This is a genomic window from Haloplanus salinarum, assembly GCF_009762275.1.
Lineage (GTDB): Archaea > Halobacteriota > Halobacteria > Halobacteriales > Haloferacaceae > Haloplanus > Haloplanus salinarum.
Window position 1 is genome coordinate 445,851 of the sequence record NZ_CP034345.1, and the last position, 24,200, is coordinate 470,050.

The 24,200-nt window shown below is 62.3% G+C and carries 32 protein-coding genes; 14 read left to right on the forward strand and 18 right to left on the reverse strand.

All coding sequences use genetic code 11. From position 1 onward, the window contains the following. Complete coding sequence (locus tag EI982_RS03450) at positions 1 to 507, forward strand: redoxin domain-containing protein (protein WP_157688147.1); 507 nt, start codon at positions 1 to 3, stop codon at positions 505 to 507. Positions 508 to 553: 46 nt separating this feature from the next. Here EI982_RS03450 and EI982_RS03455 read toward each other — a convergent pair whose 3' ends face one another. Next, positions 554 to 1,279 carry an NAD(P)H-hydrate epimerase gene (locus tag EI982_RS03455; RefSeq protein ID WP_157688148.1) on the reverse strand — a complete coding sequence of 242 codons (726 nt, stop codon included), beginning with the start codon at positions 1,277 to 1,279 and terminating at the stop codon, positions 554 to 556. A 118-nt stretch (positions 1,280 to 1,397) separates the two neighbouring features. Here EI982_RS03455 and EI982_RS03460 point away from each other — a divergent pair, with 118 nt between their 5' ends. From EI982_RS03460 to EI982_RS03475, 4 genes are all read left to right on the forward strand, one after another. Further along, complete coding sequence (locus EI982_RS03460; protein WP_157688149.1) at positions 1,398 to 2,609, forward strand: MFS transporter; 1,212 nt, start codon at positions 1,398 to 1,400, stop codon at positions 2,607 to 2,609. A 407-nt stretch (positions 2,610 to 3,016) separates the two neighbouring features. Further along, on the forward strand, positions 3,017 to 3,286 hold the full coding sequence (locus EI982_RS03465) for a hypothetical protein (RefSeq protein WP_157688150.1): 270 nt from the start codon (positions 3,017 to 3,019) through the stop codon (positions 3,284 to 3,286). 65 nt (positions 3,287 to 3,351) lie between these two features. Next, positions 3,352 to 3,939: a helix-turn-helix domain-containing protein gene (locus EI982_RS03470; protein ID WP_157688151.1), complete on the forward strand. Its 588-nt coding sequence runs from the start codon at positions 3,352 to 3,354 to the stop codon at positions 3,937 to 3,939. An 87-nt stretch (positions 3,940 to 4,026) separates the two neighbouring features. Further along, positions 4,027 to 5,382 (forward strand): dihydrolipoyl dehydrogenase family protein, encoded by a 1,356-nt coding sequence (locus EI982_RS03475; RefSeq protein ID WP_157688152.1) that lies wholly within the window; start codon positions 4,027 to 4,029, stop codon positions 5,380 to 5,382. Positions 5,383 to 5,391: 9 nt separating this feature from the next. Here the strand turns inward: EI982_RS03475 and EI982_RS03480 are convergent, their stop codons facing one another. The 8 genes from EI982_RS03480 to EI982_RS03515 all read right to left on the reverse strand — a co-directional run bounded on the left by EI982_RS03480 (position 5,392) and on the right by EI982_RS03515 (position 11,236). Beyond that, positions 5,392 to 5,844 (reverse strand): HTH domain-containing protein, encoded by a 453-nt coding sequence (locus EI982_RS03480; protein WP_157688153.1) that lies wholly within the window; start codon positions 5,842 to 5,844, stop codon positions 5,392 to 5,394. 6 nt (positions 5,845 to 5,850) lie between these two features. Beyond that, a complete protein-coding gene (locus EI982_RS03485; protein WP_157688154.1) occupies positions 5,851 to 6,810 on the reverse strand; it encodes a patatin-like phospholipase family protein in 960 nt (319 codons plus the stop codon). Then, positions 6,803 to 7,666: an SDR family oxidoreductase gene (locus EI982_RS03490; RefSeq protein WP_157688155.1), complete on the reverse strand. Its 864-nt coding sequence runs from the start codon at positions 7,664 to 7,666 to the stop codon at positions 6,803 to 6,805. Before EI982_RS03490 ends, EI982_RS03485 begins: the two co-directional genes overlap by 8 nt. 136 nt (positions 7,667 to 7,802) lie before the next feature. Further along, positions 7,803 to 9,023, reverse strand: a complete 1,221-nt coding sequence (locus EI982_RS03495; protein WP_157688156.1) for a methyl-accepting chemotaxis protein — start codon at positions 9,021 to 9,023, stop codon at positions 7,803 to 7,805. Position 9,024: 1 nt separating this feature from the next. Beyond that, a complete protein-coding gene (locus EI982_RS03500; protein WP_157688157.1) occupies positions 9,025 to 9,270 on the reverse strand; it encodes a glutaredoxin family protein in 246 nt (81 codons plus the stop codon). Between the two features lie 115 nt (positions 9,271 to 9,385). After that, entirely contained in the window at positions 9,386 to 10,372 is a 987-nt protein-coding gene (locus EI982_RS03505; protein WP_157688158.1) for a sulfite exporter TauE/SafE family protein, read from the reverse strand. Positions 10,373 to 10,402: 30 nt separating this feature from the next. Beyond that, on the reverse strand, positions 10,403 to 10,966 hold the full coding sequence (locus EI982_RS03510; RefSeq protein WP_157688159.1) for a carboxymuconolactone decarboxylase family protein: 564 nt from the start codon (positions 10,964 to 10,966) through the stop codon (positions 10,403 to 10,405). Positions 10,967 to 11,014: 48 nt separating this feature from the next. Continuing rightward, complete coding sequence (locus EI982_RS03515; RefSeq protein ID WP_157688160.1) at positions 11,015 to 11,236, reverse strand: hypothetical protein; 222 nt, start codon at positions 11,234 to 11,236, stop codon at positions 11,015 to 11,017. Positions 11,237 to 11,342: 106 nt separating this feature from the next. On the opposite strand from EI982_RS03515, the gene EI982_RS03520 reads away from it, so the two are divergent. The 3 genes from EI982_RS03520 to EI982_RS03530 all read left to right on the forward strand — a co-directional run bounded on the left by EI982_RS03520 (position 11,343) and on the right by EI982_RS03530 (position 13,346). Next, entirely contained in the window at positions 11,343 to 12,356 is a 1,014-nt protein-coding gene (locus EI982_RS03520) for an NAD(P)/FAD-dependent oxidoreductase (protein ID WP_157688161.1), read from the forward strand. Between the two features lie 140 nt (positions 12,357 to 12,496). Further along, positions 12,497 to 12,802: a putative quinol monooxygenase gene (locus EI982_RS03525; RefSeq protein ID WP_157688162.1), complete on the forward strand. Its 306-nt coding sequence runs from the start codon at positions 12,497 to 12,499 to the stop codon at positions 12,800 to 12,802. 187 nt (positions 12,803 to 12,989) lie between these two features. After that, positions 12,990 to 13,346 (forward strand): DsrE family protein, encoded by a 357-nt coding sequence (locus EI982_RS03530; RefSeq protein ID WP_157688163.1) that lies wholly within the window; start codon positions 12,990 to 12,992, stop codon positions 13,344 to 13,346. A gap of 184 nt (positions 13,347 to 13,530) precedes the next feature. Here EI982_RS03530 and EI982_RS03535 read toward each other — a convergent pair whose 3' ends face one another. From EI982_RS03535 to EI982_RS03545, 3 genes are all read right to left on the reverse strand, one after another. After that, the gene (locus tag EI982_RS03535) at positions 13,531 to 13,806 is read right to left on the reverse strand and encodes a MoaD-like domain-containing protein (RefSeq protein ID WP_157688164.1); all 276 of its coding nucleotides are present in this window, start codon (positions 13,804 to 13,806) and stop codon (positions 13,531 to 13,533) included. 108 nt (positions 13,807 to 13,914) lie between these two features. After that, positions 13,915 to 14,895, reverse strand: a complete 981-nt coding sequence (locus tag EI982_RS03540; RefSeq protein ID WP_157688165.1) for an alpha/beta fold hydrolase — start codon at positions 14,893 to 14,895, stop codon at positions 13,915 to 13,917. A gap of 87 nt (positions 14,896 to 14,982) precedes the next feature. After that, on the reverse strand, positions 14,983 to 15,435 hold the full coding sequence (locus EI982_RS03545) for a hypothetical protein (protein WP_233255282.1): 453 nt from the start codon (positions 15,433 to 15,435) through the stop codon (positions 14,983 to 14,985). Positions 15,436 to 15,604: 169 nt separating this feature from the next. Between EI982_RS03545 and EI982_RS03550 the strand changes: the two genes are divergently transcribed. Continuing rightward, complete coding sequence (locus EI982_RS03550) at positions 15,605 to 17,029, forward strand: dihydrolipoyl dehydrogenase (protein WP_157688167.1); 1,425 nt, start codon at positions 15,605 to 15,607, stop codon at positions 17,027 to 17,029. On the opposite strand, the gene EI982_RS03555 is transcribed toward EI982_RS03550, so the two are convergent. Both EI982_RS03555 and EI982_RS19120 read right to left on the reverse strand, forming a co-directional pair. Then, positions 17,023 to 17,322: a helix-turn-helix domain-containing protein gene (locus EI982_RS03555; RefSeq protein WP_157688168.1), complete on the reverse strand. Its 300-nt coding sequence runs from the start codon at positions 17,320 to 17,322 to the stop codon at positions 17,023 to 17,025. The two genes, EI982_RS03550 and EI982_RS03555, sit on opposite strands and share 7 nt — an antisense overlap. A gap of 100 nt (positions 17,323 to 17,422) precedes the next feature. Beyond that, complete coding sequence (locus EI982_RS19120; RefSeq protein WP_394352061.1) at positions 17,423 to 17,770, reverse strand: DUF3179 domain-containing (seleno)protein; 348 nt, start codon at positions 17,768 to 17,770, stop codon at positions 17,423 to 17,425. On the opposite strand from EI982_RS19120, the gene EI982_RS03565 reads away from it, so the two are divergent. The 4 genes from EI982_RS03565 to EI982_RS03580 all read left to right on the forward strand — a co-directional run bounded on the left by EI982_RS03565 (position 17,710) and on the right by EI982_RS03580 (position 21,071). Next, a complete protein-coding gene (locus EI982_RS03565) occupies positions 17,710 to 18,609 on the forward strand; it encodes a universal stress protein (RefSeq protein ID WP_157688170.1) in 900 nt (299 codons plus the stop codon). The two genes, EI982_RS19120 and EI982_RS03565, sit on opposite strands and share 61 nt — an antisense overlap. 144 nt (positions 18,610 to 18,753) lie before the next feature. Next, positions 18,754 to 20,049 (forward strand): Glu/Leu/Phe/Val family dehydrogenase, encoded by a 1,296-nt coding sequence (locus EI982_RS03570; RefSeq protein WP_157688171.1) that lies wholly within the window; start codon positions 18,754 to 18,756, stop codon positions 20,047 to 20,049. A 365-nt stretch (positions 20,050 to 20,414) separates the two neighbouring features. Then, positions 20,415 to 20,645, forward strand: a complete 231-nt coding sequence (locus EI982_RS03575) for an AF_0619 family ribbon-helix-helix protein (RefSeq protein WP_157688172.1) — start codon at positions 20,415 to 20,417, stop codon at positions 20,643 to 20,645. Positions 20,646 to 20,654: 9 nt separating this feature from the next. After that, a complete protein-coding gene (locus EI982_RS03580; RefSeq protein ID WP_157688173.1) occupies positions 20,655 to 21,071 on the forward strand; it encodes a PIN domain-containing protein in 417 nt (138 codons plus the stop codon). A 349-nt stretch (positions 21,072 to 21,420) separates the two neighbouring features. On the opposite strand, the gene EI982_RS03585 is transcribed toward EI982_RS03580, so the two are convergent. The 3 genes from EI982_RS03585 to EI982_RS03595 form a co-directional block, all read right to left on the reverse strand. Beyond that, positions 21,421 to 21,585, reverse strand: a complete 165-nt coding sequence (locus EI982_RS03585) for a hypothetical protein (RefSeq protein WP_157688174.1) — start codon at positions 21,583 to 21,585, stop codon at positions 21,421 to 21,423. 206 nt (positions 21,586 to 21,791) lie between these two features. Then, entirely contained in the window at positions 21,792 to 22,115 is a 324-nt protein-coding gene (locus EI982_RS03590) for a DsrE family protein (RefSeq protein WP_157688175.1), read from the reverse strand. 39 nt (positions 22,116 to 22,154) lie between these two features. After that, a complete protein-coding gene (locus tag EI982_RS03595; RefSeq protein ID WP_157688176.1) occupies positions 22,155 to 22,445 on the reverse strand; it encodes a DUF7553 family protein in 291 nt (96 codons plus the stop codon). Positions 22,446 to 22,707: 262 nt separating this feature from the next. Between EI982_RS03595 and EI982_RS03600 the strand changes: the two genes are divergently transcribed. After that, a complete protein-coding gene (locus tag EI982_RS03600) occupies positions 22,708 to 23,343 on the forward strand; it encodes an IS6 family transposase (protein WP_157688177.1) in 636 nt (211 codons plus the stop codon). A gap of 78 nt (positions 23,344 to 23,421) precedes the next feature. On the opposite strand, the gene EI982_RS03605 is transcribed toward EI982_RS03600, so the two are convergent. Next, positions 23,422 to 24,195, reverse strand: a complete 774-nt coding sequence (locus EI982_RS03605; protein ID WP_157688178.1) for an SAM hydroxide adenosyltransferase — start codon at positions 24,193 to 24,195, stop codon at positions 23,422 to 23,424. Between the last annotated feature and the right edge of the window lie 5 nt (positions 24,196 to 24,200).

A 24,200-nucleotide genomic window follows, 5' to 3' on the forward strand; every position in this document is an offset into this window, starting at 1 on the left:
ATGCTCCCCGAAGGCACCGCTGCACCGGAGTTCACGTTGCCCGGAACCGCGATGGATCGAGACGCGAGCGAGATGTCGGAGTACTCGCTTGCCGACGCGCTCCAGCGAGGGCCGGTGATCATCAACTTCTACCTGTTCGATTTCCACCCCGAATGTACCGAACACATGTGCTCGCTCCACGATCTGCTGTGGTTCGACCTCGACGACCGAGTGACGGTGTTCGGTATCTCCACGGATCGCTCGTTCAGCCATCGAGCGTTCGCGGAGACCGAAGAACTGACCTTCGCCCTCCTCTCGGATAGCGACGGGAGCGTCGCCGAATCCTACGACGTGTTCTACGAGGAGTTCAACGGCCACAAACGGATCGCGAAGCGTTCGGCCTTCGTCGTCGACACCGACGGGACGATTCGGTACGCGTGGAGCACCGACGTTCCCACCGTGCAACCGGACTTTTCAGCGGTCAAGGACGCACTCGAAGGGTTGCAGACCGTCCACTCCGACGACTGATCAGGGGTCGGTCTTGACCTTTTCGAACCTGTAACTCAGCGAATAATCAGTCTCCAGTCGCCAGTTCGATCCACCACTCTCGGCCGAACGGGTCGTCGTACGCGATGTCGAGGCGGTCGTACACGACCCGCGGAATGCCGATGTCGGCGAGAACGAGCTGTCCCGGACAGGTTCGGAGTCCCGTCTTCGGTAACGCGAGCGTGACCGTCGTCTCCGGGTGGACGGCTGCCCCGAGTGTCTCTCCGGTCGTGGCGTCGATACCGGAGGGTACGTCGAGGGAGACGACTCTCGATCCGCGTCGGTTCGTTTCCTCGACGAGGCCCCGTGCCGGATCGCGGAGCGGGCCGTCGAGGCCGTAACCGACGAGCGCGTCGACGACGACGCCGATCCGATCGAACGCCGCCAGTTCCTCGACTCCGATCTTGACCGGGATATCCGTGGCGTCGAGAATCCGATACTGCTGTGCCGCGGCTCCGGATAACGAGTCGGGGTCGCAGTCGAGGACGACAGCCACTCGAAAGTCGTGGTTGTGGAGGTGTCGAGCACACGCCAACCCGCCACCGCCGTTGCCGCCGTTTCCGGCCACGACCACGGCCGGCTCCTCACCTGTCGCAGCGACTCGATGGGCCAGCGTTCGGCCCGCGTTCTCCATCATCTGGAGTAACTGTAGTCCCACGCCCTCGACGGCAACCCGGTCGACATTGCGCATCGTCTCCGCCGTCACGGCCGGAACGTGCGTCCCCGTCGCCGTCACGAACGCGTCAGTGGTCATATCGGTTCTTGGACTCTCAACCACCATTGCTGTGTGCCGTTGCGATCGCCGACTAGGGGTTACCCACGGGTTAGCTGACGCTTTTGGTAGCTCAAGTAGTTACCATTCGATACCTACTATGGTATCCCGAAAACACCGAGTGCTGTTAGTGATCGCGCTGGCCGAACTCCTCGCCATGTCTCTCTGGTTCAGCGCGACCGCTGCGGCGCCGGAGTTGGCGGCTGAGTGGGGGCTCACCGACGGCGAGACGGCGTGGTTGACTATCGCAGTGCAGTTGGGCTTCGTCGCCGGTGCGCTCCTCTCCTCGGCCCTCACGCTCGCGGACGTGATCCGACCCCGCTACCTATTTGCGGCGTCGGCCGTCGCCGGCGCAGTGTTCACGGCCGCAATCGCTGGATTCGTCACGTCGGCCGTGCCGGCCATAGGTCTCCGATTTTTGACCGGCGTCGCCCTGGCCGGGGTTTACCCCACCGGGATGAAGATTCTCGCCGGCTGGTTCGAGGAGGGCCGCGGATTCGCAATCGGCATGCTGGTCGGCGCGCTGACCGTCGGCTCGGCGCTTCCGCACCTGCTCCGTGCCGTCGGCGGCGTCGGACAACCGCGGGTCGTGCTGTACGGGGCCGCGGGCCTGTCTGTACTCGGTGGGCTGTTGGTCCTCCTCGTCGAGCCCGGGCCGCATCAGGCACCGGCGGCCCCGTTCGATCCGAGCGCGATCGGTCGCATCCTCCGGGACCGGGGAACGATGCTGGCCAACGGTGGGTACTTCGGGCACATGTGGGAGCTCTACGCCGTCTGGACGTGGATCCCCGCCTACCTGATCGCGAGCGTCGCGGCGAACGGCGGGATCAGTGACTCGTCGAGTCTCGCCTCCCTCTTGGCGTTCGGGACTATCGCCATCGGTGGTGTCGGCGCCGTCGTCACCGGCTCGGCGGCCGATCGGTTCGGTCGAACGGGGACGACGAGCGCGAGCATGGCCATCAGCAGCGTCGCCTGTATCGCCGCGGGATTCGTCTTCGGGTCGTCGTTGCTCGTTCTCGTCCCCTTCGTCCTCGTGTGGGGATTCGTCATCGTCGCCGATTCGGCCCAGTTTTCGGCGGCCGTCTCCGAACTCGCCGAAGGGTCCTACGTCGGGACGGCGCTGACGCTCCAGACGGCCATCGGGTTCCTCCTGACGACCGTGTCGATCCAGATGATCCCGATGATCGTGGATCTGGTCGGCTGGCGCTGGGCGTTCGCGCCGCTGGCTCTCGGCCCGATTCTCGGCACGCTGTCGATGCAGCGGCTCCGGAACCTCCCCGAGGCGACGAAGCTCGCCGGCGGTCGCGGATAGAACGTCCGCTTCCGCGATATCCGTCGGAGTGCTCGTCTAGCGGCCGTTTTCGAACCTGCGAGACTGGCTGCCGGGACGCTAGCTGGCGATGGCTGCCACGTTTTCCGCGGAGCAGTTGTAATCCGATTGCACGGTCGCCGAAGCCGTATGTAACGACAGCGACGATATCGTTCGGAGGCCACCCGTGACACACCCCCTCGATCCACAGCGTTCGGACGCGAGTCAACCGGACAGCGTCGACCACGGACAGCGCCTCCACGTGAGAGACCACACCTGTGCGGTGTCGAGAGCAGTGGTGCCGAACGATACCCTCGTCAACGACGAAATTATGGTTCTCCTCCGATGAGGACGATACACGAGCCGAGAGTCGCGCGACGTCGTCGAGCGCCGAACGAGCAGAACGAAGAATGTCAGTAACCCGTAGGGACGTGTTGGAGGAACTCGAGAGACAGAGCGACGCCAGCACCGGGAAGCGAACGTCGGTCGAATCGCTCGCGGACGCGCTCGCCGCCGACGAGCGAACGGTCCGCGAACAGCTCGACGGACTGGAATCGTGCGCGCTAGCTGACATCGACGCCAACGGGCGGGTCAGAATAACCGTAACCGGTGAAGAACTCCTCGCGCTCGATCTCGACGAGATGATCGTCGTCGACGCGGAGGTGACCGATCGTGGGTGAGCGCACGGGGCAGACTTATGGATTCCGCCGTCGTCTCTGGGTACGAATGCTGGGAGTGGCCACCGATGTCTGAACACGACACGAACGAGGCGACCGAGGCGGTTCAGTACGATCCGTCATCCAGCAGGTACGACGTCTTCGAGTGTCCCGACTGTGACAACGTGGTTCTCGCGCTCGGCCGCGACGACCCACCGATGTCCTGTCACGGAGAGTCGATGCAACGCGTGACCGACTGCGATATCACCGTCAAACCACCCGACGTCAGACAGGTCCTCCTCGACGCGTTCGGCCTCCCCAAAGCCGGCCTCGACATCTGTCTCTGTGTCATCGGTGAGGGTCCACTCTCGGCGAACGAAGTCGCCGAATCGCTGGGCTACGACCGGAGCACGGTGACGCGGTACCTGAACAAACTCGTCGACATCGGTCTGCTTCGCCGATCCGAACTGAACCGTGAGGCAGGCGGCGTGGTCAACGTCTATCACTCGGTCGACCTAGAGCGGATGCGCCGCGAGACGCTGATCGGCTTCTACATCTGGGCCGGGGAGGCGGCCGCACTCATCGAGGAAGCCAACGTGACGAAACAGGACTACATGGCCGAGAATCCGGACCGCGAACTCCCGGACGTGTTCTGGGAATCGTTCCCCGACGACTGAACGAGACACGCCACCTTCGGTGGTCGTGCAACGCCGTTGCGGAGTCGCTACCCCTTATTTGATTCCGCCCGGCGTATCCCGAGTCACATGAGTGATTTCGACGTGCTCGTCATCGGCGGGGGAACCGGAAACAACGTCGCCTCGGCGGCGGCGGACGCGGGACTCGACACGGCGCTCGTCGAACCGGGACCGCTGGGCGGCACCTGTCTCAACCGCGGGTGCAACCCCTCGAAGATGTTGATTCAGGCCGCGAACGCCGTCGAACACGTCCACGAGGCCGAGCGCTTCCACGTCGACGCCACGCTCGACGACGTGGATCACGCGGCCGTCGTCGACGAGATGGACGACCTGCTAGGCGGCATCGCCACGGACATGGAGGCACGGTACCGCGAGCGGCCCAACCTGACGCTGTTCGACAAGTACACCGAGTTCGTCGACGAACGGACGGTGGCACTCGGCGGCGAATCCGTCACCGCCGACAAGGTCGTCGTCGCGACGGGAAGTCGCCCGGTCGTCCCACCCATCGACGGTCTCGACGACATCGCGTACCTCACGAGCCAAGACGCGCTCTACCGGCGCGACCTCCCGGACAGTCTCGTCATCATGGGTGGTGGCTACATCGCCGTCGAATTAGGGTACGTGTTCGAGACGATGGGCACCGACGTGTCCATCGTCGAGATGAACGACCGGCTGGTCCACCGGGAGGACGGCGACGTGGCGGACCTGTTCACGGAACTCGCCGCCGCCCGCCACGACGTGTACACTGGGCATCGCGTCACGGCCGTCGAGGCGTCGGGCGACGGCTACGCCGTCCACGCCGAAACCGAGGCCGGTGACGAACTGACCGTCGACGGGAGCGAAGTACTCGTCGCGCTCGGTCGACGACCGAACTCCGACTCGCTGAACCTCGACGCCGCCGGCATCGAGGTCGACGACCGCGGATTCGTCGAGACGAACGAGTACCTCGAGACGAGCGCGGACAACGTCTGGGCACAGGGCGACGTGGCTGGAAACGCGCTGTTCAAACACTCTGGAGACTACGAGACGCGACACACGGTGGCGAACGTCGTCCACGCCGACCGACGGGCGCTCGACCTCTCGGCGATGCCACACACCATCTTCACCGAGCCACAGATCGCCGGCGTCGGGAAGACCGAGGCGGAACTCGACGGTCGGGAGTACGTCGTCGGCCGGGCGGACTACGCCGACTCTGCGATGGGTCGCGCGAAGAAACTCGACGACGGCTTCGTGAAAGTGCTCGCGGCGACCGACGGGACTATCCTCGGCGCGCACGCCATCGGCTACGAGGCGTCGACGCTGCTTCACGAGGCCGTCGTCGCGATGCGACACGGCCTCACCGTCGAGGACGTCGGCGAGACCATCCACGCCCACCCGACGCTGAGCAAGGTCGTCGAAGCGGCGTTCAGAGACGCAGCGAACTGATTCGGGCGTCTACTCGTCGTCGACGATAGCCTCTGTTCCGAGGCGCCGAATGCAGTCAGCCACGGTCTCGGTGCCACTGCCAGTCGAACACGGGAACACGCCGACGAGTCGGTCGCCGGCGTAAACCGCCAGACACTGGAGCGGGAGGCGAATCACCTCCCGTCGCTCCGCCGAGACCATCGTCGACCGTTCACACCGCCCGAAGGCCGGTTCGAGGGAGTGGCCTTCGCGGTCGGCCCACGCCTCGAACTCGGCGATTCGGGTCTGGATCGGCCCCTCCTCGCTTGCGGGAGCGTCGGAAGGCGGATCGACGTACCGTCCCCAGACGCGAACCGACACGTCGTCGACGGCGCCGTCGGCTTCCAGTTCACGGAGCCGGTCGAGCACCCTCGAACGAGGACCGTCCGGCGGCGGCGCGTCTCGCATCCAGACCACGACGCGGACGGGACCGGACCGGTCCATCGTCGATCACCGCTCCTCCCTGAACTCGGCCCCCCGCCGTTCACCCAGTTCCATCAGTTCCCGGATGAACGACGGCCGTCGGTCGACTTTGGTCGAACAGTGGTACGCCTCGCCCATCTCGATCCGATGAATCTCCGTCCGTTTGAACTCGCTCTCGGGCAGGTATCCCTGATCGATCCAGTCGTTCACCCGCTCGATCACCCGCAGTTCCTGATTCAGCGAGATGTTGCCCGAGAGTTCGTTGCGGCGGTCGGCGATCTCCTCGAGCGAGGAGGGTTCGCCCTCGCGCACCTGCGGGTTGATCTGGATCACCCACAATTCGTCCGGTTTGCGGGACGCCTCGACGGCCATCAGGTCGTCGATGGGTGGGTTCTGCGAGAACAGTCCATCCCAGTGATAGTGGCCGTTGATCTTGACGGCCTCGAACAGATTCGGCACAGCGGCGGAGGCGAGGACGGCCTCCGGCGTCACGTCCTCGTTAGTGAACGTCTCGAACGTACCGGCGTTGATGTTGACCGTGCCGACGACGAGTTCGGGCACGTCACGCCGACACAGATCGGGAATCTCCTCGAAGTCGATGTGGCGTTCGAGCGTCTCCCGGATCGCGTCTTTGCCAACTTCAGCGCCGGGAACGTCGTACGGGCTGACCTCGAACATCGGGACGCCGGCGCTCGCGAGCCGCGACAGGCCGACGACGAACTCGTTCATGAACTGGTCCGAGAGGTCGGACGCCGACAGATCGTCCCAGATCGCGTCGAGAAGGTCGATCGACCGCTCCGCGTCGGCAGTGACGAGACCGTACCACGTCGCCAGGGCGTTGAACGCCCCGCCCGAGGTGCCGCTGATCCCGACCAGTTCGTACTCGTCGTCCCACTCGCGGAGCAGTTCCTTCAGGACGCCGGCGGTGAAGGCCGTGTGACTCCCACCGCCCTGACAGGCGATGGCGACGTTCGTGGAGTCACTCATAGGTCGTGGTGTAGCCGCCGTCGTGGAGCATGTCGCCGCCGTTGAGGTGTTTGCCGTGGCTGGAGAAGCCAAAGACGAAGAGATTCGCCACCTCGGCGGGCGTCATCATCTCCTTCGTCCGTGCCTGGCCGAGCATCACGTCCTCGACGACTTCCTGCTCGGAGATACCCCGCTCTTCGGCCGTGTCCTCGATCTGGTTCACCATCAGCGGCGTCAGCACGTAGCCGACGCTGACCGAGAAGCCCCGCAAGGTGCCCTCACCCTCCGCGGCGATGGCGCGTGTCAGACCGGTCAGCCCGTGTTTCGCCGTGATGTACGCGGGTTTGTCTTGCGTCGCGTAGTGACCGTGGACCGAGGACATGTTGCCGATTGCGCCGACGCCATCGTCGGTCGCCCGGATGTGCGGCATCGCGAGCTTCGCAGTGAGGAACGGCGCGCGGAGCATGATATCGAGCAGGAGGTCGTACTTTGCCATCGGGAAGTCGGGGATGGAGGCGATGTGTTGCATCCCGGCCACGTTGGCGACGTACCGGAGGTCGCCAGCTTCGGCTGCAGCGTCGACCATCGCCTCGACCGCGTCCTCGTCCGTGAGATCGGTCGGGACGGGATGGACGGTTCCGGGGGCATCCACGTCGTCGGCGAGTTCGACGGTACCGTCGAGGCCGTCCTCGTCGATGTCGGCCCCGACGACCGTGAGACCGTTCGCCGCGAGCGCGACAGCCGTTGCACGACCGATTCCCGAGGCCGCGCCAGTGACGATGGCGACCGTCTCGGGGGCGAAATGCTCGTCGTCGAGGACGAGCAGGTCGGCAGCGGTCAACTCCGGTTCACGGAGGTCGAATTCGTCGGTGGACATGTGTTCATCCGAACCCACTCCACGAAGCCGTATAACCACACCTCGGCTGTGCAACGGACGGACAACGAACGTTGCTCGTTCGTGACGATAGCCAGATATCGCTGGAATCGATGCACTACGGCCCCGTTCGACGCTTTCACTCGTCCACCGACGATTCGAGCAGGTCCAGTAGCTCGCGATTGCTGTCGTCGATCCCCTCGACTTCGTCGAGTATCATCTCCGTCTTCCGATTGGCCTCGTCGGCCATCATGGCGAGTTCCTCGGTGCTTCGGGCCTGTTGATCCGTCGCCGTCGCCACGTCCGCCATACTCTCCGACAGTTGGCCGTTGACCTCGTCAATCGCTTCGAACGTCTCGACGGCTCGAGCCGCCTCCTCACGCCCGGCTTCGGTCTGTTCGTGGACGCTCTCGATGTCGTCGACGACCCCATCGACGGCGCCGTCGATCGTCTCGACCAACGCTCGAATGCGTGCCGCCTCCTCCTGACTCTCCTCGGCGAGTGATTTCACCTCGTCCGCAACGACAGCGAATCCCTCACCCTCGTCGACGCGTGCCGCTTCGATCGAGGCGTTGAGCGCCAGCAGGTTCGTCTGATCCGCGATGTCGTCGATCGTATCCACGAACTCGCCGATGTCCTCGGTGTGATCGGCGAGCGTTCCCACAGCCTCGCGAACGCCCGTCGCTCGCGTATGAATCTCTTCGATCCGTTCGCTGAGTTCGCTCGCTCTGGCACAGCCCTCCTCGGCGAGGGCGGCCGCGTCGTCGCTCTGGGTGTCGATTTCGTCCACGGAGGCGGCGATCTCCTCGACGGCCGCGCTGATGTCTCCGACCTCTCCACTCAGGTCGTCCATGTTCGACGCCTGCTGTTCCGTGAGGGACGCGATTTCCGCGGAGCGGTCGGTTACGTCCGCCACCTGCGAGTGAACCTCGTCGATCACTTCGGCCCCTCCGCGATCCGACCCGGCGCTGCTCGCCTCGGCACACGCCGCACTGATCGCAGCGATGTCGCGGCTCGTTAGTCGCCGAAGCTCGACCGCGTCGACCGACTGGAGTCGTTCCCCGCGTTCGATCAGCTGAGACTGTATCGCCACCAGTAGCTTCGAGAGCGTCTCGGATCGGACGTCGTGTTCGACACAGTACTGGGCGAACTCCCGTCGCGTTCGGTCGGTCCCGTCGGCGAGAACCGACGTGAGATACTGGGTCACGGCGGAGTCGAGGAGAGCTTCGGATACACGACCCTCGCGCTGTAGTTCCCCGGACAGTACCTCGGTGACGAACGCCTGCCGTTGCTCCGGATCGTCGGGGACGAGCGTCGACAGGCCCGAGCGGTCGCGTTCGGAACGAGTCGTGGAACTCATCTCAGCCGTAGGTGCGTTCGAGGTGGGTCACGATGGCGTCGCTGTCGGCGAGCCAGCCGTCGTCGAGCGACGGATCGAACAGCACCGGAACGCCCCGTTGTCCGGTGCGTTCGTGAACCTCGTCGCGGTCGGTGTGCTTGTCCGGCACCACCGTCTCGTCGTAGTCGACGCCCAGTTCCTCGAGTTTGTCCCGCACCTTCTTCGAATACGGACAGTCCTGCCTGTCGTACAGTTCCAGACGGCTCATCACGGCACGACCTGCGGTGGGAGTTTCATTAACGATACCGTGGGTGTGTGAATCGATTACACGAGCCGGCGTGCGAGAGACAGAGCCCGAGAGCACTCGAACACCATATCGAAGCTCACGCGAGCAGTTCGCTCGCGAGGACGATCAGACCGACGCCGACGAACACCACCCCGAGTGCCCGCTCCATGAGGTCGCTGGGAAGGTACTTGCCGATCCGGGTTCCAACCGTCCCGCCGATGAGGACGCCGGGGATCGACCACGCAACGACGTACCAGACCGGCGTCGCCGCGAGTGCGTGAACGATAGCCCCGGCCAGCGCAGCGATAGCGAGGACGAACACGCTCGTCGCGATCGCCACGCGAGGGGGAAGTCGACACCGGACGATGAGTTGTGTCGTCGTGATCTCGGGAAGCCCGGCGCTGATGAGGCCCGTGACGAACCCGCCGACGGTGGCCAGCATGACTCCGGGCAGTCGCCAGCAGGTATCGTAAGTGAAGGTCGCGCCATCGGCCGCCTCGACGACCGTCGTACCCCGGCCCGCGTTCTTTCGTTCGAGGAACTCGTTTTCTTCCTCGCCGGGAACGCACTCTTCCGGCGGGTCGTGGAGGCCGAGGAAGGCCCCGAGTCCGAGGAGGCCGACGCCGAATGCGAGCGTCAGAAGCGTCGTCGGAACGTAGTGCGCGGCGAGTGCGCCAACGACGACGGACGGGACGGCACCGAGGAGAAGCCACTTCGCCGTCGCGTAGTCGACGACGCGCTGCCGGACGTAGTTCAGGAGGCCGTTCCCCATGCCGAACACCTCGGTCATGAGCCCGGCACCGATGGCCTGCGCCGGCGACAGGCCGACGACGAGAATGAAGAAGGGGCTGAAAAAGAGGGCACCCGAGACGCCCGAGGAGAGCGCGATCATCGAAAAGAGGATCGATGCCGGGAACACCCACCAGTGCGCGAGGAACTGATCGACGGGAAACCCGGCGGGAAACGAGAGACTCGCGAGTAGCGATCCAGCCGTCCCGACATCGAGTGTTCCAAGCGCGACGAGCGGAACCCCCACTCCGAGTACAGCGACGAGGTGCCCAGCACCGACGGCGCGATCATCCATCATGTATGTCACCGGGAGTTCATCGAGCAGTCACGCGTCATCGAATAACTCCGCCACGGTGTCAGGATCGGGATGCCAGCCGACGAACTCGCCGCCTTCGAAGGGCAGATCGACGGACGCAATGTAGTTGCACAGGCCGACGTAGAAGTCGACGAGGAGGCCGATCGCGACGATCTCCGCCGACGAGTAGTGTCGTTCCAGCGCGTCGTGGATGGGGCCGGTCACGGTCCCCGATTCGACTGCGCGGGCGTACTGGAGCAGGACGAACTCCGCGTCGTCGAACGGCGAGAGGTCGTTGCCCCCGATCGCTCGCATCTCCTCGATGGTAACGCCCTTGTCGCGGGCGATGTCGACGTGCTGGTGCCACTCGTATCGGGCGCCGCGTGCTCGCGCCACGGTGAGGATGACCAGTTCCTTGCGACGCTGACCGAGCTGTTCGTACAGCGTGTTCAGATACTCGAGCGTCGCCTGGAGAATTTCGGGGTTGTGCGCCCACACCCGGAAGATGTGGCGGTCACCGAGGTAATCGTCCGTGAACAGGTAATGGTACTCTTCCGGAATCTCGTCCAGTTCGAGTAGTGGTAGTCGTGACATTGGTTTCGTCTATTTGTGGTTTGATTGGTTACGATACTATCCAGTGATTCACGCGAGGATGCCGGTCCCCAGGAACCCGACGAGGACGACGCCGTAGACCCTGTGAAGGATCATTCCCGGCGTGGCGTGGTCGTTCGGTTCGCCACCAGCGAATTTCTCGACGAGAGCAGCCGTCGGCTGTGAGTCGCCATCGCCTGGCATCATCATTACGGCGGTCATGACGATCGTCGCGAGCAACCCACCGACCAAGCCAGCGGTGATCGAGGCCATGAGACGGTGTACGGTACGACAGACGTGTATTAAACCGAAGCGCGGGCGTTTAACGCCGGCACACACTCGGGATAGTACGTTTAGATCCCCCACCGACGGTCGTCGTATGGCTGTAGACCAGCAAGCGTACGAAGTCGTCGTCGTCGGTGGCGGACCAGCGGGGCTGTCGACGGCACTGTACAGCGTGCGACTCGGGCACGAAACAGCACTCGTCGACCGTGGCGGGGGCCGGGCAGCGATGATGAAAGACGTTCACAACCTCGTCGGAACGACCGAAGAGACGAGCGGGATGGAGCTCCTGCAGATCGGGAAGGAGCAACTGGAGGAGTACGGCTGTACGGTACTCTCGGATCGAATCGGATCGGCCGGCCGGACTGACGACGACCGGTTCCGCCTGTGCGGCACCGACGTGGACTACGTGGCCGACGCGGTCGCGCTGGCGACGGGCATGAACGACGTGCGACCGGACCCGCCGCTCCCTCGAACCGGTCGCGGGCTCCACTACTGCCTCCACTGTGACGCACACATGTTCGCGGACGAGTCCGTGTACGTGATGGGGTACGGCGAGAGCGCGGCCCACGTCGCTGCAATCCTGCTCAACTTCACCGACGAGGTCGACCTACTGACTCGGGGTGACGAGCCAGCGTGGAGCGACGACACCGACGAGATGCTCGACACACATCCGATCGACGTGATCCACGAGGACGTGACCGGTGTCCAGAACGGGAGCGACGGATGGCTGAAGGCGCTGGAATTCGAAGGGGGAGCCGTCCGCGAGTACAAGGGTGGCTTCGCGCTGTACGGCGCCGACTACAACAGCGGGCTCGCGACCGACCTCGGCTGTGAACTGAACGACGACGGGACCGTGGAGGTAGACGACCACGGGCGGACGAGTGTCGACGGCGTCTACGCGATCGGCGATCTCACACCCGGGCACAACCAGGTGCCGATCGCGCTAGGAGACGGCGCGAAAGCGGGGATTTCGATCCACTGGACGTTGCGGGATTTCCCGCGAGATCCCGACCTCGTCGAGGAACAGGGGCCCGTTCGAAGCGACGAAGTGCCCGGGATGCCGGACGAACTCCTCGAACAGGCCACCGAGTTCCACACGTACGATTAGGTGTGTGAGTCCGTCGTCGATCCCCGCGGCGGTCGCCACACCGCGGAACCCCGGCGAGGATGCGAACCGATCGATCTCGTGCAACGGTGCCGCACGCCTGCCGGGCCTATATACACCCTCGCCGTTCGGGTAGGAGTGCAATGCTCGTCGTCCATGCGACGTTTCCGATCGATCCGAACCACCGCGACCGAGCGGTCGAACTGATGCGAGAGCTCGCCGAAAAGTCCCGGGCGGAGGATGGAATCATCGACTATCGGGTCAACACGGATATCGACGACCCGAACCTGTTCCGGTTCGTCGAACGGTACGAGAGCGAAGCGGCGTTCGGCGCACACGTCGAAACGGATCATTTCGGCGAGTTCGAGGCGGCACTCCCCGAGTTGCTCGACGGTGAGCCCGACGTAACCCGGTTCGACGTCGAGAGCGTCAGCGACGTCGAACTCTAGTCCTTCCGGCCGCACGTCGGTCGAATCCCGAAACCCATCCCCGACCGCGGTCTCTACTCGACTGGCCTCGAAGTCCCAGTATCGAGTCTGGCCTTCGACGGGGGCCTTTTAAATCGAGTGGGACCAGGTGTGCGGATTGCACAGCCACGCGTCCCCTATATGAGGCGGCGGCGTACCAGGAGCCGGAATGGTGAAAGCAGCAGTTATCGTTCTCGCAGGCACCGACTCACACGCCGACCAAGGCCGTCTCGCGAACGGGCTCGAAACGGCCAAGGAGTTCGCCGAGACGGACGGCGACGACGTCGAACTCATCTTCGACGGAGCCGGGACGCAGTGGATTCCCGAACTCGAAGACGAGGACAGCGACTACCACGAACTCTATCGGACGGTTCGGGACGATACCTCCGTCTGTGACTACTGCGCCGGCGCGTTCGGCGTCGACGACATCGTGAACGACGCCGGACTGGTCACGCTCGACGACCACGACGGGCACCCGAGCATTCGGTCGCTCGTCGCCGACGGGTACGAAGTTATTACTTTCTGATAACTGTCGTCTCTAACACCGCGCGTGAACGTAGAGACGGACCATTCGAGGACAGTCAGTCGATTGCGGACTACCGACGATTACGGATCGTCGTCCAGCGTACGACGAACTGATTCGATACGTGATCGGATCGACCGACACTCAAGTGTCGAGTATAAATTAGAGATACGTTTTACTGCGGCGCTTATCCGCCGGCACGCATCGCTTTCTGGGCGAAGCGTTCGATAAGCGAATCGAGGGCGTTGGGGTCACCCTCGAAGATCAGGTCGACCTGCGTCAGCGAAACGGACGGGCCGATCCCGACGGTCTGTGAGGAGAGCGTCGCCGTCCAGTCGTCGGCAGCGACGCGGTCGTCGTCGACCCGTTCTGCGCCCAGGTTTTCGAGATAGGTGATCGCGAGCCGTTCCGAAATACCGCGGAACGAACGCTCCCGTCGCACCCAGTTCTCGTTCGCACTCATGCGCTCTGCATCCCCCGAAGAGGAATTCGTGCTCGGAAATCCATACCGTCGATGGAAGCTCCGGTATAAAAAGCCACGCGGCGGCGTGCAACGACGGTACACGACCGATCACAGGATTTCGGGGAATCCCATGTACCGGTCGGCGAGGACGTCGGCGCCCTGGTGTTCGGTGACGAAGTCGATGATCGCGTCGGCGCCGAGGTGGGGTTGATCCACCAGCGCGAGGTGGCCCGCCTCCTGGAGTGGCTGGATGCGAACCGGTGCGTTCGTAATGTCGTATCTGAATCGGAACCGGATCGCCGAGTCCATCATGATGTCCTGCAAGCCCCAGAGGAGCATCGTCGGGGCGGTGATATCCTCGTAGGGAACGTCGAGCATCCAGTCGGGGTCGAGCGACGCCCCACGAAGTGCGAGGGCGCGAATGGCGTCGAGTTTCGGCGAGCCGTAGCCGGCGTCGCCGTTGAGCTGTGAGCCGCCAGCGGCGTAGTCGACCGTCTCGTACGGTTCGCGGAGTTTCCGCAGGTCATGGGTCGTCCGTGCCGTCGGAACGTCTTCTTTGACCGCCCCGCCCCGGAAGTTGCTCGGGTCGTGCACCATCGTCCGGAGGGTCTGGACGAGTTTCATCGGGAAATCCGCGACGGCCTTCCGGAACTCCTCCTCGTCGTCGACGAAGGCCAGCCGGCCGATGGATTCGATCTCCGCGACCGGCCAGTTGTCGTAGGCGACCGGGTCGACGGCGACACAGATGTCCGTCTTGTCCGGGTAGCGAGCGGCGAAGTCGAGCGCGATACCACCGCCCCAGTCGTCGCCGGCGACGATCATCGAGTCGTGGCCCCACTCGTCCATCAACTCCGCGATGATGTGGGAGTCGTTCTCCCAGGAGTACTCCCAGTCGTCCAGTGGTTTGTCGCTCTTTCCCATACCGATGAGGTCGATGGCGTACGTCTGGAAATACGGCGAGAGGAGGTCCTGAATCGGTTCCCACTGGGAACTGTTGGTGGGCACGCCGTGGACCATCACGATCGGTGGTCCCTCGTCGCCGTCCGTTCGGTAGTGGATCTCGTGTCCGCGTACGGTTGCTGTTGGCATTGCACATACTCGGACGCAGCGTGGTATCTAATACCTGAAGCGACGTTGGGACGGCGTTGCACAGACGACGGCGGAGGGAAAAACGACCTACGTCGACATCGCGTACGCGATGGCGAGGGGAATCGCGTAGACGACGTGGCCGATCGTCGAGACGATCGTCGCCGGGAACGCGACGTTCGGGAACGGGGGCGCAGCGGGGAAGCCGACGGCGGCGAGCCACAGCGGCATCACGAGCGCCGCGAGGACGAGCGTCGTCAGGATGCCGTAGACGACGCCCAGACCGATCGCTCCGGTGAACTCACGGGCAGGTTCGCGTAGCGGTCCGAACTGGACGAGCGCGACGTACACGAGACCGAGGACGACACCGTGGAACTGGTGGATCGCCCAGCCTGCGAGCAACGCCGGGCCGTCGATACCGTACATGGCCGGGATTACCACCTCCAGCAGCGGGGCCGGCATGACGAACATCATCATCAGCCCGAAGAGGATGCTCCCGACGAACCCGCCGGCCGCTCCGGCGATCCATTGATCCGACGTCACGGACGATACTGACGAGGCCGTTGTGGTTTCAGTAGCCATAGTTATCTCCACTCCTGATCACGTGCTCTGGACTAATAATCAATTCGCTAACCATTTGGTGAGTAGGTTACCACGAGGAAATGTCGGAATGCAACCGGACGTTCATACTCGAAGACGTGTGAACGGACGTATGGAAGAGTTCGACTTTCTGGTGATCGGCTCCGGGTCGGGTCTCGACGTCGCCAACGTTGCAGCGAATCAAGGGCAGTCCGTCGCCGTGGTCGAGAAGGGGCCACTGGGCGGCACCTGTCTCAATCGCGGCTGTATCCCATCGAAGTTACTGCTCTATCACGCGGACGTCCTCGAAACGGTCGAGCGTGCCGGGGCGTTTCACATCGACGCTCGCGTCGAGGACGTCGGGTTCGCCGACATCGTCCGGGAAGTGAACGAGGAAGTCGAGGCGGACGCGGAATCCATCCGACAGGGCCTTCGCTCGTCGTCCCAACACAGCCTGTTCGAGGGAGAAGGACGGTTCGTCGACGACCACACGGTCGAAGTCGTCGACGGCGAAGACGACGGGGCCCGACTCCGGGCCGAGACGATCCTCATCGCGGCGGGATCACGGCCGGCGATTCCGTCTATCGACGGTATCGACGAGGTCGATTATGTGACGAGCACGGAGGCGCTCCAACTCGAAACGCCCCCGGACCATCTCGTGATCGTCGGCGGTGGCTACATCGCGGCCGAACTCGGCCATTTCTTCGGGACGTTCGGCAGCGACGTGACGATCATCGGCCGTCGACCGAACCTGCTTCCGGAGGCCGACGACGAAGTCGCCGAATCCTTCACCGAACGGTACGCCGACCGATTCACCGTCCACACCGGCCACACTGCGACCGCAGTCTCCGAGAGTAGCGGAACCGTGTCCGTCGAGGCACAGCCGTACGAATACGGAGACGATGGGGGTATCGTCGACGACGACACAAGCGTCACCGTGACGGGCGACGAGTTGCTGATCGCCGCCGGGCGCGTGTCGAACGCCGACACGCTGAACCTCGATGCCACGGGGGTCGAAACCGACGAGCAGGGGTTCGTCGAAACCGACGAGTACCTGCGGACGGCCGCCGACGGCGTGTGGGCGCTTGGCGATATCGTCGGCGAGTACCTGCTGAAACACAACGCCAACCACGAAGCACGGACCGTCGCGCGAAACATCTTCGGGAGCGACCTCGAGCCGATCGATTACAGCGCGATGCCCTTCGCCGTGTTCGCCTCGCCGGAAGTGGCTGGCGTCGGCGCCAGCGAGAGCGACCTCCGAGCCGAGGGACGGGACTACGCGACCAACACCTACCGATACGAGGAGACCGCCCGCGGCGACGCGATGAAAGCCGAAGGCTTCGTGAAGGTGCTCGTCGACCTCGACGGGGAAATACTCGGTTGCCACATCGTCGGCCCCGACGCCTCAACGCTCGTGCAGGAAGTCGTCGTCGCGATGACGGCCGGCACCGGAACCGTACAGGACATCCGCGAGAGTATTCATATCCACCCGGCCCTCCCCGAAGTCGTCCAGCGGGCGTTCTCCGGGCAGTTCACCCGCGGCGGACACGATCACTGATTGCGCGGGGTGGACTGGGCTGGTCCCCTTCTCGTACCCCTAGGCGGTCGTAGCGAGTAGACGCGCTGTCGGGCGTCGGCGAACGAGATTCGGGAGGTCACCACATCCTGGTCTTCGAGTTTCCGCAGTGCGTAACGAACTGTTCGGTCCGGAAGTCGCGTCGATTCGACGAGTTCCGCCTGTGTGAGACGGCCCTCGTACTCCAGCGTCTTGGCGACCAGTTTCGCGCTCGGCGGGAGTGCTCGTAACGACGATAGTTCCGGCGACGACGGGACGGTAGTCTGACCAACCATTAGTATCAGCGACGACGGGAACAGTATTAACCCCGTATCGGCTGTGCATTGGAGCTACACGCTCGGATTTGGCCGTCTCATACGAATCTTCGTAACCGTATCACGCGCTCGATGTCGCCTCCGACGTGAACACGCGGGTATCCGGTCTGAACGCCGCCCAGCTGAACCAGAAGAGGTCGTCCCAGTGGGGATGTCGGTCGAGCGTCCGCCCCGCGAGCTCCCCAGCGACGGCCTCCCCCGAGAGTGTCCAGTACGTCCCAGTCTCGTCGTCCCGAGCGACGGCCTCGCCCGGACCGTCAGGCGCGGGACGGAACGTGAGGACCTGCTCCCCGACCCGTCGATGAACGGACCCGCTGATTTTTGTAAGTCGACTCTGATGTACGGAGTATGCATTCGCCGTCGCTGGGTGGATTACTCGCAACCGACGGTGAGACGCCCGATGCGACATCCCACGTGGTAGGGCGATTCGATGGGAATCAGATTCTCGTTCCGCTCCTCACCCGAGCGGTTCCTGCGCTGACCGATCAGTTGAAAGTCGCAACGACGCTCGCACGCGCGACGGACGCCTCGCTGACGGTCATCAATCCGGTTAGTACTATCTCAGGGATACCTAACGAATATCATCACGAGATATCCGACGGCGACGAAGCCGACCTTCTGGAGTGGGTGTTCGATCAGACCACCGAGTCGCTTCCACGAGTGAACGGGGATTGTGTCTACACCCGCGGTGTCGTGACCGGCGTCCTCCAAGCAGTCAGAACGCGAAACGTGGATACCCTCATCGTGCCCGGGAGCAGCCGTGAGCGTCGCCTCCGCATGGGCATCACCGAACGGATTGCGGCCCACGCCGATGCAGACGTGGTCGTCGTGAACGGTCGGACCGGATTCACGGATCCGGCATCGATTCTCCTCCCGATTGCTGGCGGCCCTCACTCGGGGCTAGCCGCCGATGTGGCAGCCTCTATCGCTACCGGCTCCGACGCTTGGATCGACATCCTACACGTCATCGACGATGACGCACCCGATCAGCGGCGAAACGAAGCCGAAGAGTTGGTAGACGACATCTACCGTTGGATCGGCCGCCCGGACACTACGACGAAGTGGGTGCTCGAGACGACAGACACTCTGGCGGCGATCACCGACCAATCGCGGTGCTACGACCTCACGATCATCGGCGCTCCGACGAAAGGCCGTCTGCGGAAGTTCATGTTCGGGTCGACGAACCAATCCGTCCGGAAACATGCCGGAAGCGTCGTGCTTTCGGCCCGAAACAACAGTCGACGCTAATCCGAATTCGCCGCAGAGAGCTGTGCGGTGTGTGACCTCGTTGTAGTCTCGGTCCGGGATCATAGCACGTGCCGTGTGAACTGCGTTGCACACTCGCCGGGACTATTTGTCGTGTTTCAGTGAACGAACGATCGGTGACAGTCGATGGATACTGACCTCGGACCCACTGGGACGGAAACGCTCTGTGACGTGTGTACGACCGAACTGGATCGTGTATCGAAAGTCGGACGGCTCGCCGATCGGGAACTGGACCTCCTCCGACAGCCCAAACGTCGTATCAACGTGAACATCCCGATACGGATGGACGACGGGAGCGTGGAGGTGTTCCCCTCCTTCCGGATCCAGTACAACACCGCCCGTGGACCGACGAAAGGTGGGATTCGGTACCACCCGTCGGTGAACGCCGACGAAGTCGACGAACTGGCCTTCCTGATGTCGCTGAAGTGTGCCGTCGCCAACATCCCGTTCGGCGGCGCCAAAGGGGGGATACAGGTCGACCCGTCGCGGCTCTCGGAGGGCGAACTGGAGCGCCTTTCGCGAGCCTACATCAACGAGTACCACCGGAACATCGGCCCGGAGACGGACATCCCCGCGCCCGACGTGAACACCGACGGCCGGATCATGGCGTGGATGCGGGACGAATACGAGTCGATCACCGGGGGGCAGGCACCGGGCGTGATCACAGGGAAACCGGTCGAACTCGGCGGGAGCGAGGGCCGCGAATACGCGACCTCCCTCGGTGGGGCAGTGATCCTCGACGAGTTCGTGGACGAGGTGGAGATGACACGGGAGAGAACGACCGTCGCGGTTCAGGGGTTCGGAAACGTCGGCTCCTACCTCGCGAAGTTCCTTCACGAGCGCGGATACGATGTCGTTGCGGTCAGCAACGTCGACGGCGGAATCCACGATTCGAGCGGCATCGACATGCCGGCGCTGTTCGATGCGTACGAGTCGAGCGACGACCTATTCGAGTTCGGTGCGGCGGAGATTACCAACGCCGACCTGTTGACACTCGACGTCGACGTGCTGATTCCGGCCGCCATCGAGAATCAGATCACCGAGGCCAACATGGCGGAGGTGCAGGCGGACGCAGTGCTGGAGATGGCCAACGGCCCGACGACGTCGCGGGCGGATGAACACCTTACCGAGCGGGGGATTCCGGTGATCCCGGACATTCTCGCCAACGCCGGCGGGGTCACGGCGTCGTACTTCGAGTGGGTGCAGAACACGACGAACGAGTACTGGACGGAAGAGCGGGTGCGTGAGAAGTTGGCGACACAGCTCCGAGAAGCATTCGCCGACCTTCGAGAGATCAAAGTGGCGTCCGAGACGACACGCACCTGGCGAGAAGCGGCGTACACGCGCGCCGTCGAGAGCGTGTTACAGGCAGAGGCGTACCGGGGCAACGTCGCGAGGGCCGACGCCGAACGATCGGACTGATCACCGTGTGTCGGAGCCGGTCGGCGTAAACCCACTTTCCTGCGATCGGGTAGGAATCACGTTCAATGGCCCAATGATTAGATCCATTTGATCGCGGTATAGATGTAGCGAACCACGGGATGAAACCGCCATCGGTCGGAATCGTTCAGTAGCTGAACGAAATCAACGGCAGTGCGTTCAGAGCCGATGACATCGACGATTACCCCGTCGTTGTCGTGCGATTACGACCGAGAAATCGGCGATGGGCGCTGCAGGCGCTCGGTCGGTCGCTGAACGATTTCCCTTGCTGGGCCTGAAACGGTGGAAATCGAGGGTTGCTGGACACATCAAAAGACACAGTATTCTGTGATTTCATAGTATCCTGTATGCCTTCGATCACGGTCAATGTCGACGACAACCTCAAAGAGCGAATGGAGAAGCATCCGGAGATCAACTGGAGCGAGGTCACGCGGCAGGCTATCGAAAAAAAGATCGACGCGCTCGAAGTGATGGACGAACTTACCAGCGAAAGCGACCTCACCGAGAGCGACGTTCGGGATATCGCCGACAAAATCAACGAGAGCGGGCGGAAGCGTGTTGACGAGGAACCGACGTAGAGCCGACGAATGAAGCTGGTCGTCGATGCCAACGTCGTCATCTCCGCGCTCGTCGCCGATTCGAAAACGCGGGAACTCATCGTCACGCTAGACCCGGACCTCCTGACTCCCGCGCTCGTCCACGACGAAATCGAGAACTACGAGGAGTTGATCGCGGAGAAATCAGGGATGGACCCGAACCGAGTAGCGCAGTTCGTCGACCTCCTGTTCCAGTACATCGAGATCGTTCCCGTCGACGAGTTCCATCCGGCTATTGGGGAGGCGAACGCAGCGATCGGCGACATCGACCCCAGCGACGTGCTCTACCTAGCTTGTGCGATCGCCAGTGGTGCGGCCATCTGGAGTGACGATTCCGACTTCGACGAACAGGACGTAGTCGAGCGGTACTCGACGAGTGACGTGATCGACTCGTTCGACACACGCTGACGGAATAGTGGATCAGTTCACACGTCGAATCCGTTCCGCCTGATACGGATTATTGTAACTGTTTACCGGTGGTTCGCCGGACCACGCTGGCGAACCACCGGTAACGACTTACAATAAACAGTATGAGTTCCTCTGCCAACTCATCGTCAGTATCCGCTGAATATGTGCCCTTCATTTTGCGGACGCCGGTATCACCTATACAGAAGTTGTCAGGTGGATGCTGCGAGATACAGAGGATCTAGTCAGCAAAATCCGATTGGACATTCCGACTACGATGACCGAAACAGGCGTTAAGAGGGGATGAACAGATCGATCGATACCCAACGACGGGAAGTTCCGGGCCAGAAGGTCACTCTACTGGTTCAACCGTCTCTTCGCCGCAGTGGGGACAGTACTCATAGTTGTCAGCTACTGGCTCCTCACAGGATCGGCAGACGTACTCGGCCTCCTCTCCCTCTACGAACGTCTGTTTCGCTTCCTCGAACGTCTTTCCGGCTTTCTTGAATAGACTCATTGTTTGAAGAAGGTGGGGAAACCGAATAAGCATTTGGCAGAATATCGAATAGGTACCGATCTCCCCAGAGTACAGTAGACTTGCTGAATATGTGCTCTCTTTCAGCACGGAATCAACGAACTGCCCGATAGCTGTCAGTAAGAGCGTGACCGATACAGAGTATGTAGTCAGCACGATGGCGGCGTTTAGCCGTCTATCCGAGTTGTCTAACTGAAGGTGAGGACCTTATCAGCATCCTCAATGATTCGAAGATATTCGTCCATCGATGATCGTGCCCGGAGTTCGTCTTCCTCCAACCCTCTCGAATCCATACACGTTCCACAAGCAGCCAACTCGCCTCCGTTCTTAGTATATTTCAACAATGCCCCGTGGGGATTGAACTTTTCGTGCTCAGCATCGGGAGCTTCGACGCAATTATTGACGAGAAACGTCTCGACGGTATGGCCGGCATCAAGCGCCTTGTTCGCGAGCCGGAACACATTCCAAATCCGTTCGGGATCGTTCGTTTCGAGAACGAGTGCGAGTTGCATACTGGATCAGGAATCGCCGGTCGAGGAACCTGTGCCTCCTCAGTGTTGTTTCATACCGCGGTCGTCGAGCGTTCCGAGAAACGAGAGGATGTGTTCCCTCGCTTCTGCTAGGGCGTCTGTGACAGTTTCCTCGTCTGTGTCATCCTTGATCTCTCGGAGCTTGGTCTGAATTCTATCGAGGGCTCCGAGTGCCGGGGTCGCATCGCGGTCAGCCTGTGCCCGTAGCTGTGATCCGAGCTGCTCAAGTCGATCTCGTTTGTCACTACTCGTGGTTGCGTCACGGGCTGTCTCGACCGCGTCGATCGCCCGCACCAGCAGGTCTCGGGACATTGCTACCCGTCGCGCTCTAGCGCTTCGAGTCGTTGTTCGATCCGTTCCAGTTTCTCGTCGATCCCCCTTCGCCCTTCGAGACGTTCCGGCTTGCGTCTCTGGGGACCACAACAACAGCAGCCACAGCCGTGTCCACGATGCCGTGGAGCGGTTCGTCTACACCTCATAATAGATTGTATTATGCGAATATAGTTAAATCTGGTCCACGTCCATCCGGTAGCGTTGCGATAAGGAACGAGGCGGTCAAAGATGTGAGTGATCTATGCTCTCGTTCGACCGCCTCAGTGGCGATAGCGGTTGCATCGAGTTAGAATTTCTGGAGCGAGAAGCGACACCCGAGCCGGCGATGAAGCTCGGTATCCGACTCCACTTGGCTGGACTATCACTTTCGGATACCGTCTCGATTCTTGAGAGGTTGGGTGTCGAACGCCATCGAAGCACCGTGCATCGATGGGTGCAGAAGGCCGATTTACAGCCGACAGACGGTGCTGACCCGAATCACGTTGCGGTCGATGAAACCGTGATTCAACTCAACGATGAGCGATATTGGCTGTATGCTGCTGTCGATCCCGATACCAATCGCCTGCTCCATGTTCGACTCTATCCGACGAGAACCACCGCGATCACCTCGATGTTTCTCTCCGAACTTCGCGAGAAACATCAGGTAGACGACGCAGTCTTTCTCGTCGACGGTGCACCGTGGTTGCAGGCGGCCTGTCACCGACACGGGCTCCGATTCCAGCATGTTACACATGGGAATCGGAATGCCGTCGAACGTGTCTTTCGTGAAGTAAAACGGCGAACTAACCAGTTTTCAAATACGTTTAGTCACGTCGACCCCAGTACCGCTGAAAACTGGTTACAAGCGTTTGCCTTCGCATGGAACCAGCTTATCTAGACACTACCGTCCATCCAATCATCAATTCACCCCTGGCGACTCGCTTCAACAATCACGACCCAGAGTCACTCGAACACATCACGAGAACTCGATTTGATCTCCCGGAGACGGATCCCCGAAGCGGTTCGCAGCGGAGCCTCCCCGCTGAGAGATCTCCAGGTAACTATCGTCGCCACCGGTCGACCCGGGAGCGAGGACGAGCTTCCCCTGCTCGACACCGAAGACACCACTGGCAACCGAGACCGTGTGGCTCTGGCCGCCGAGGTCGATCTCGACACGATCCTGATCGAGATCGAACTCGGACGCCCGGATGGAGGTCTTGATGTTCCCGTATCCGTCCACGTGACAGACGGTCTGGTGTGGTGACTCCGGGATTTCGTCGAGCCGTTTCTCTTCGGCAACCGACGACAGATCACCGTTGGCGATCTCGGCCACCTTCTCCGGGAAATAGTCCCTGGAACGGAATTGTGAGCCACTGATCGCGACGTCGATTCGCCGCAGGGTCGCTATCTCCTCTTTGACGAACGAGAAGTTGTAGCCGGCGTCGACAGCGACGACCTCCAGACCCGATTCGAGCTGGGCATAACAGAGGTCTCCCCCTTCATTCGCATCACGCGGTCCCGGATCGTCAGTTCTGGGCGCCGTATTCGAGTAGATGAGGAGGTCATCGAAGGGCGGATTATGAAGTCCCAACTGTTCGATCCAGAACCCGGTCGCGACAGTCGAGAGCGGTGGAACCGTCGTTGGGTGGATTTCCAGCGAGGAATCCTCGTATTTCAGTCGATGGATGACTTCAGAGAATGCCGGATCGCCGATGCCGTAGTCGGCGATCAAGTGGATGAAGGTGCTCATGTGAG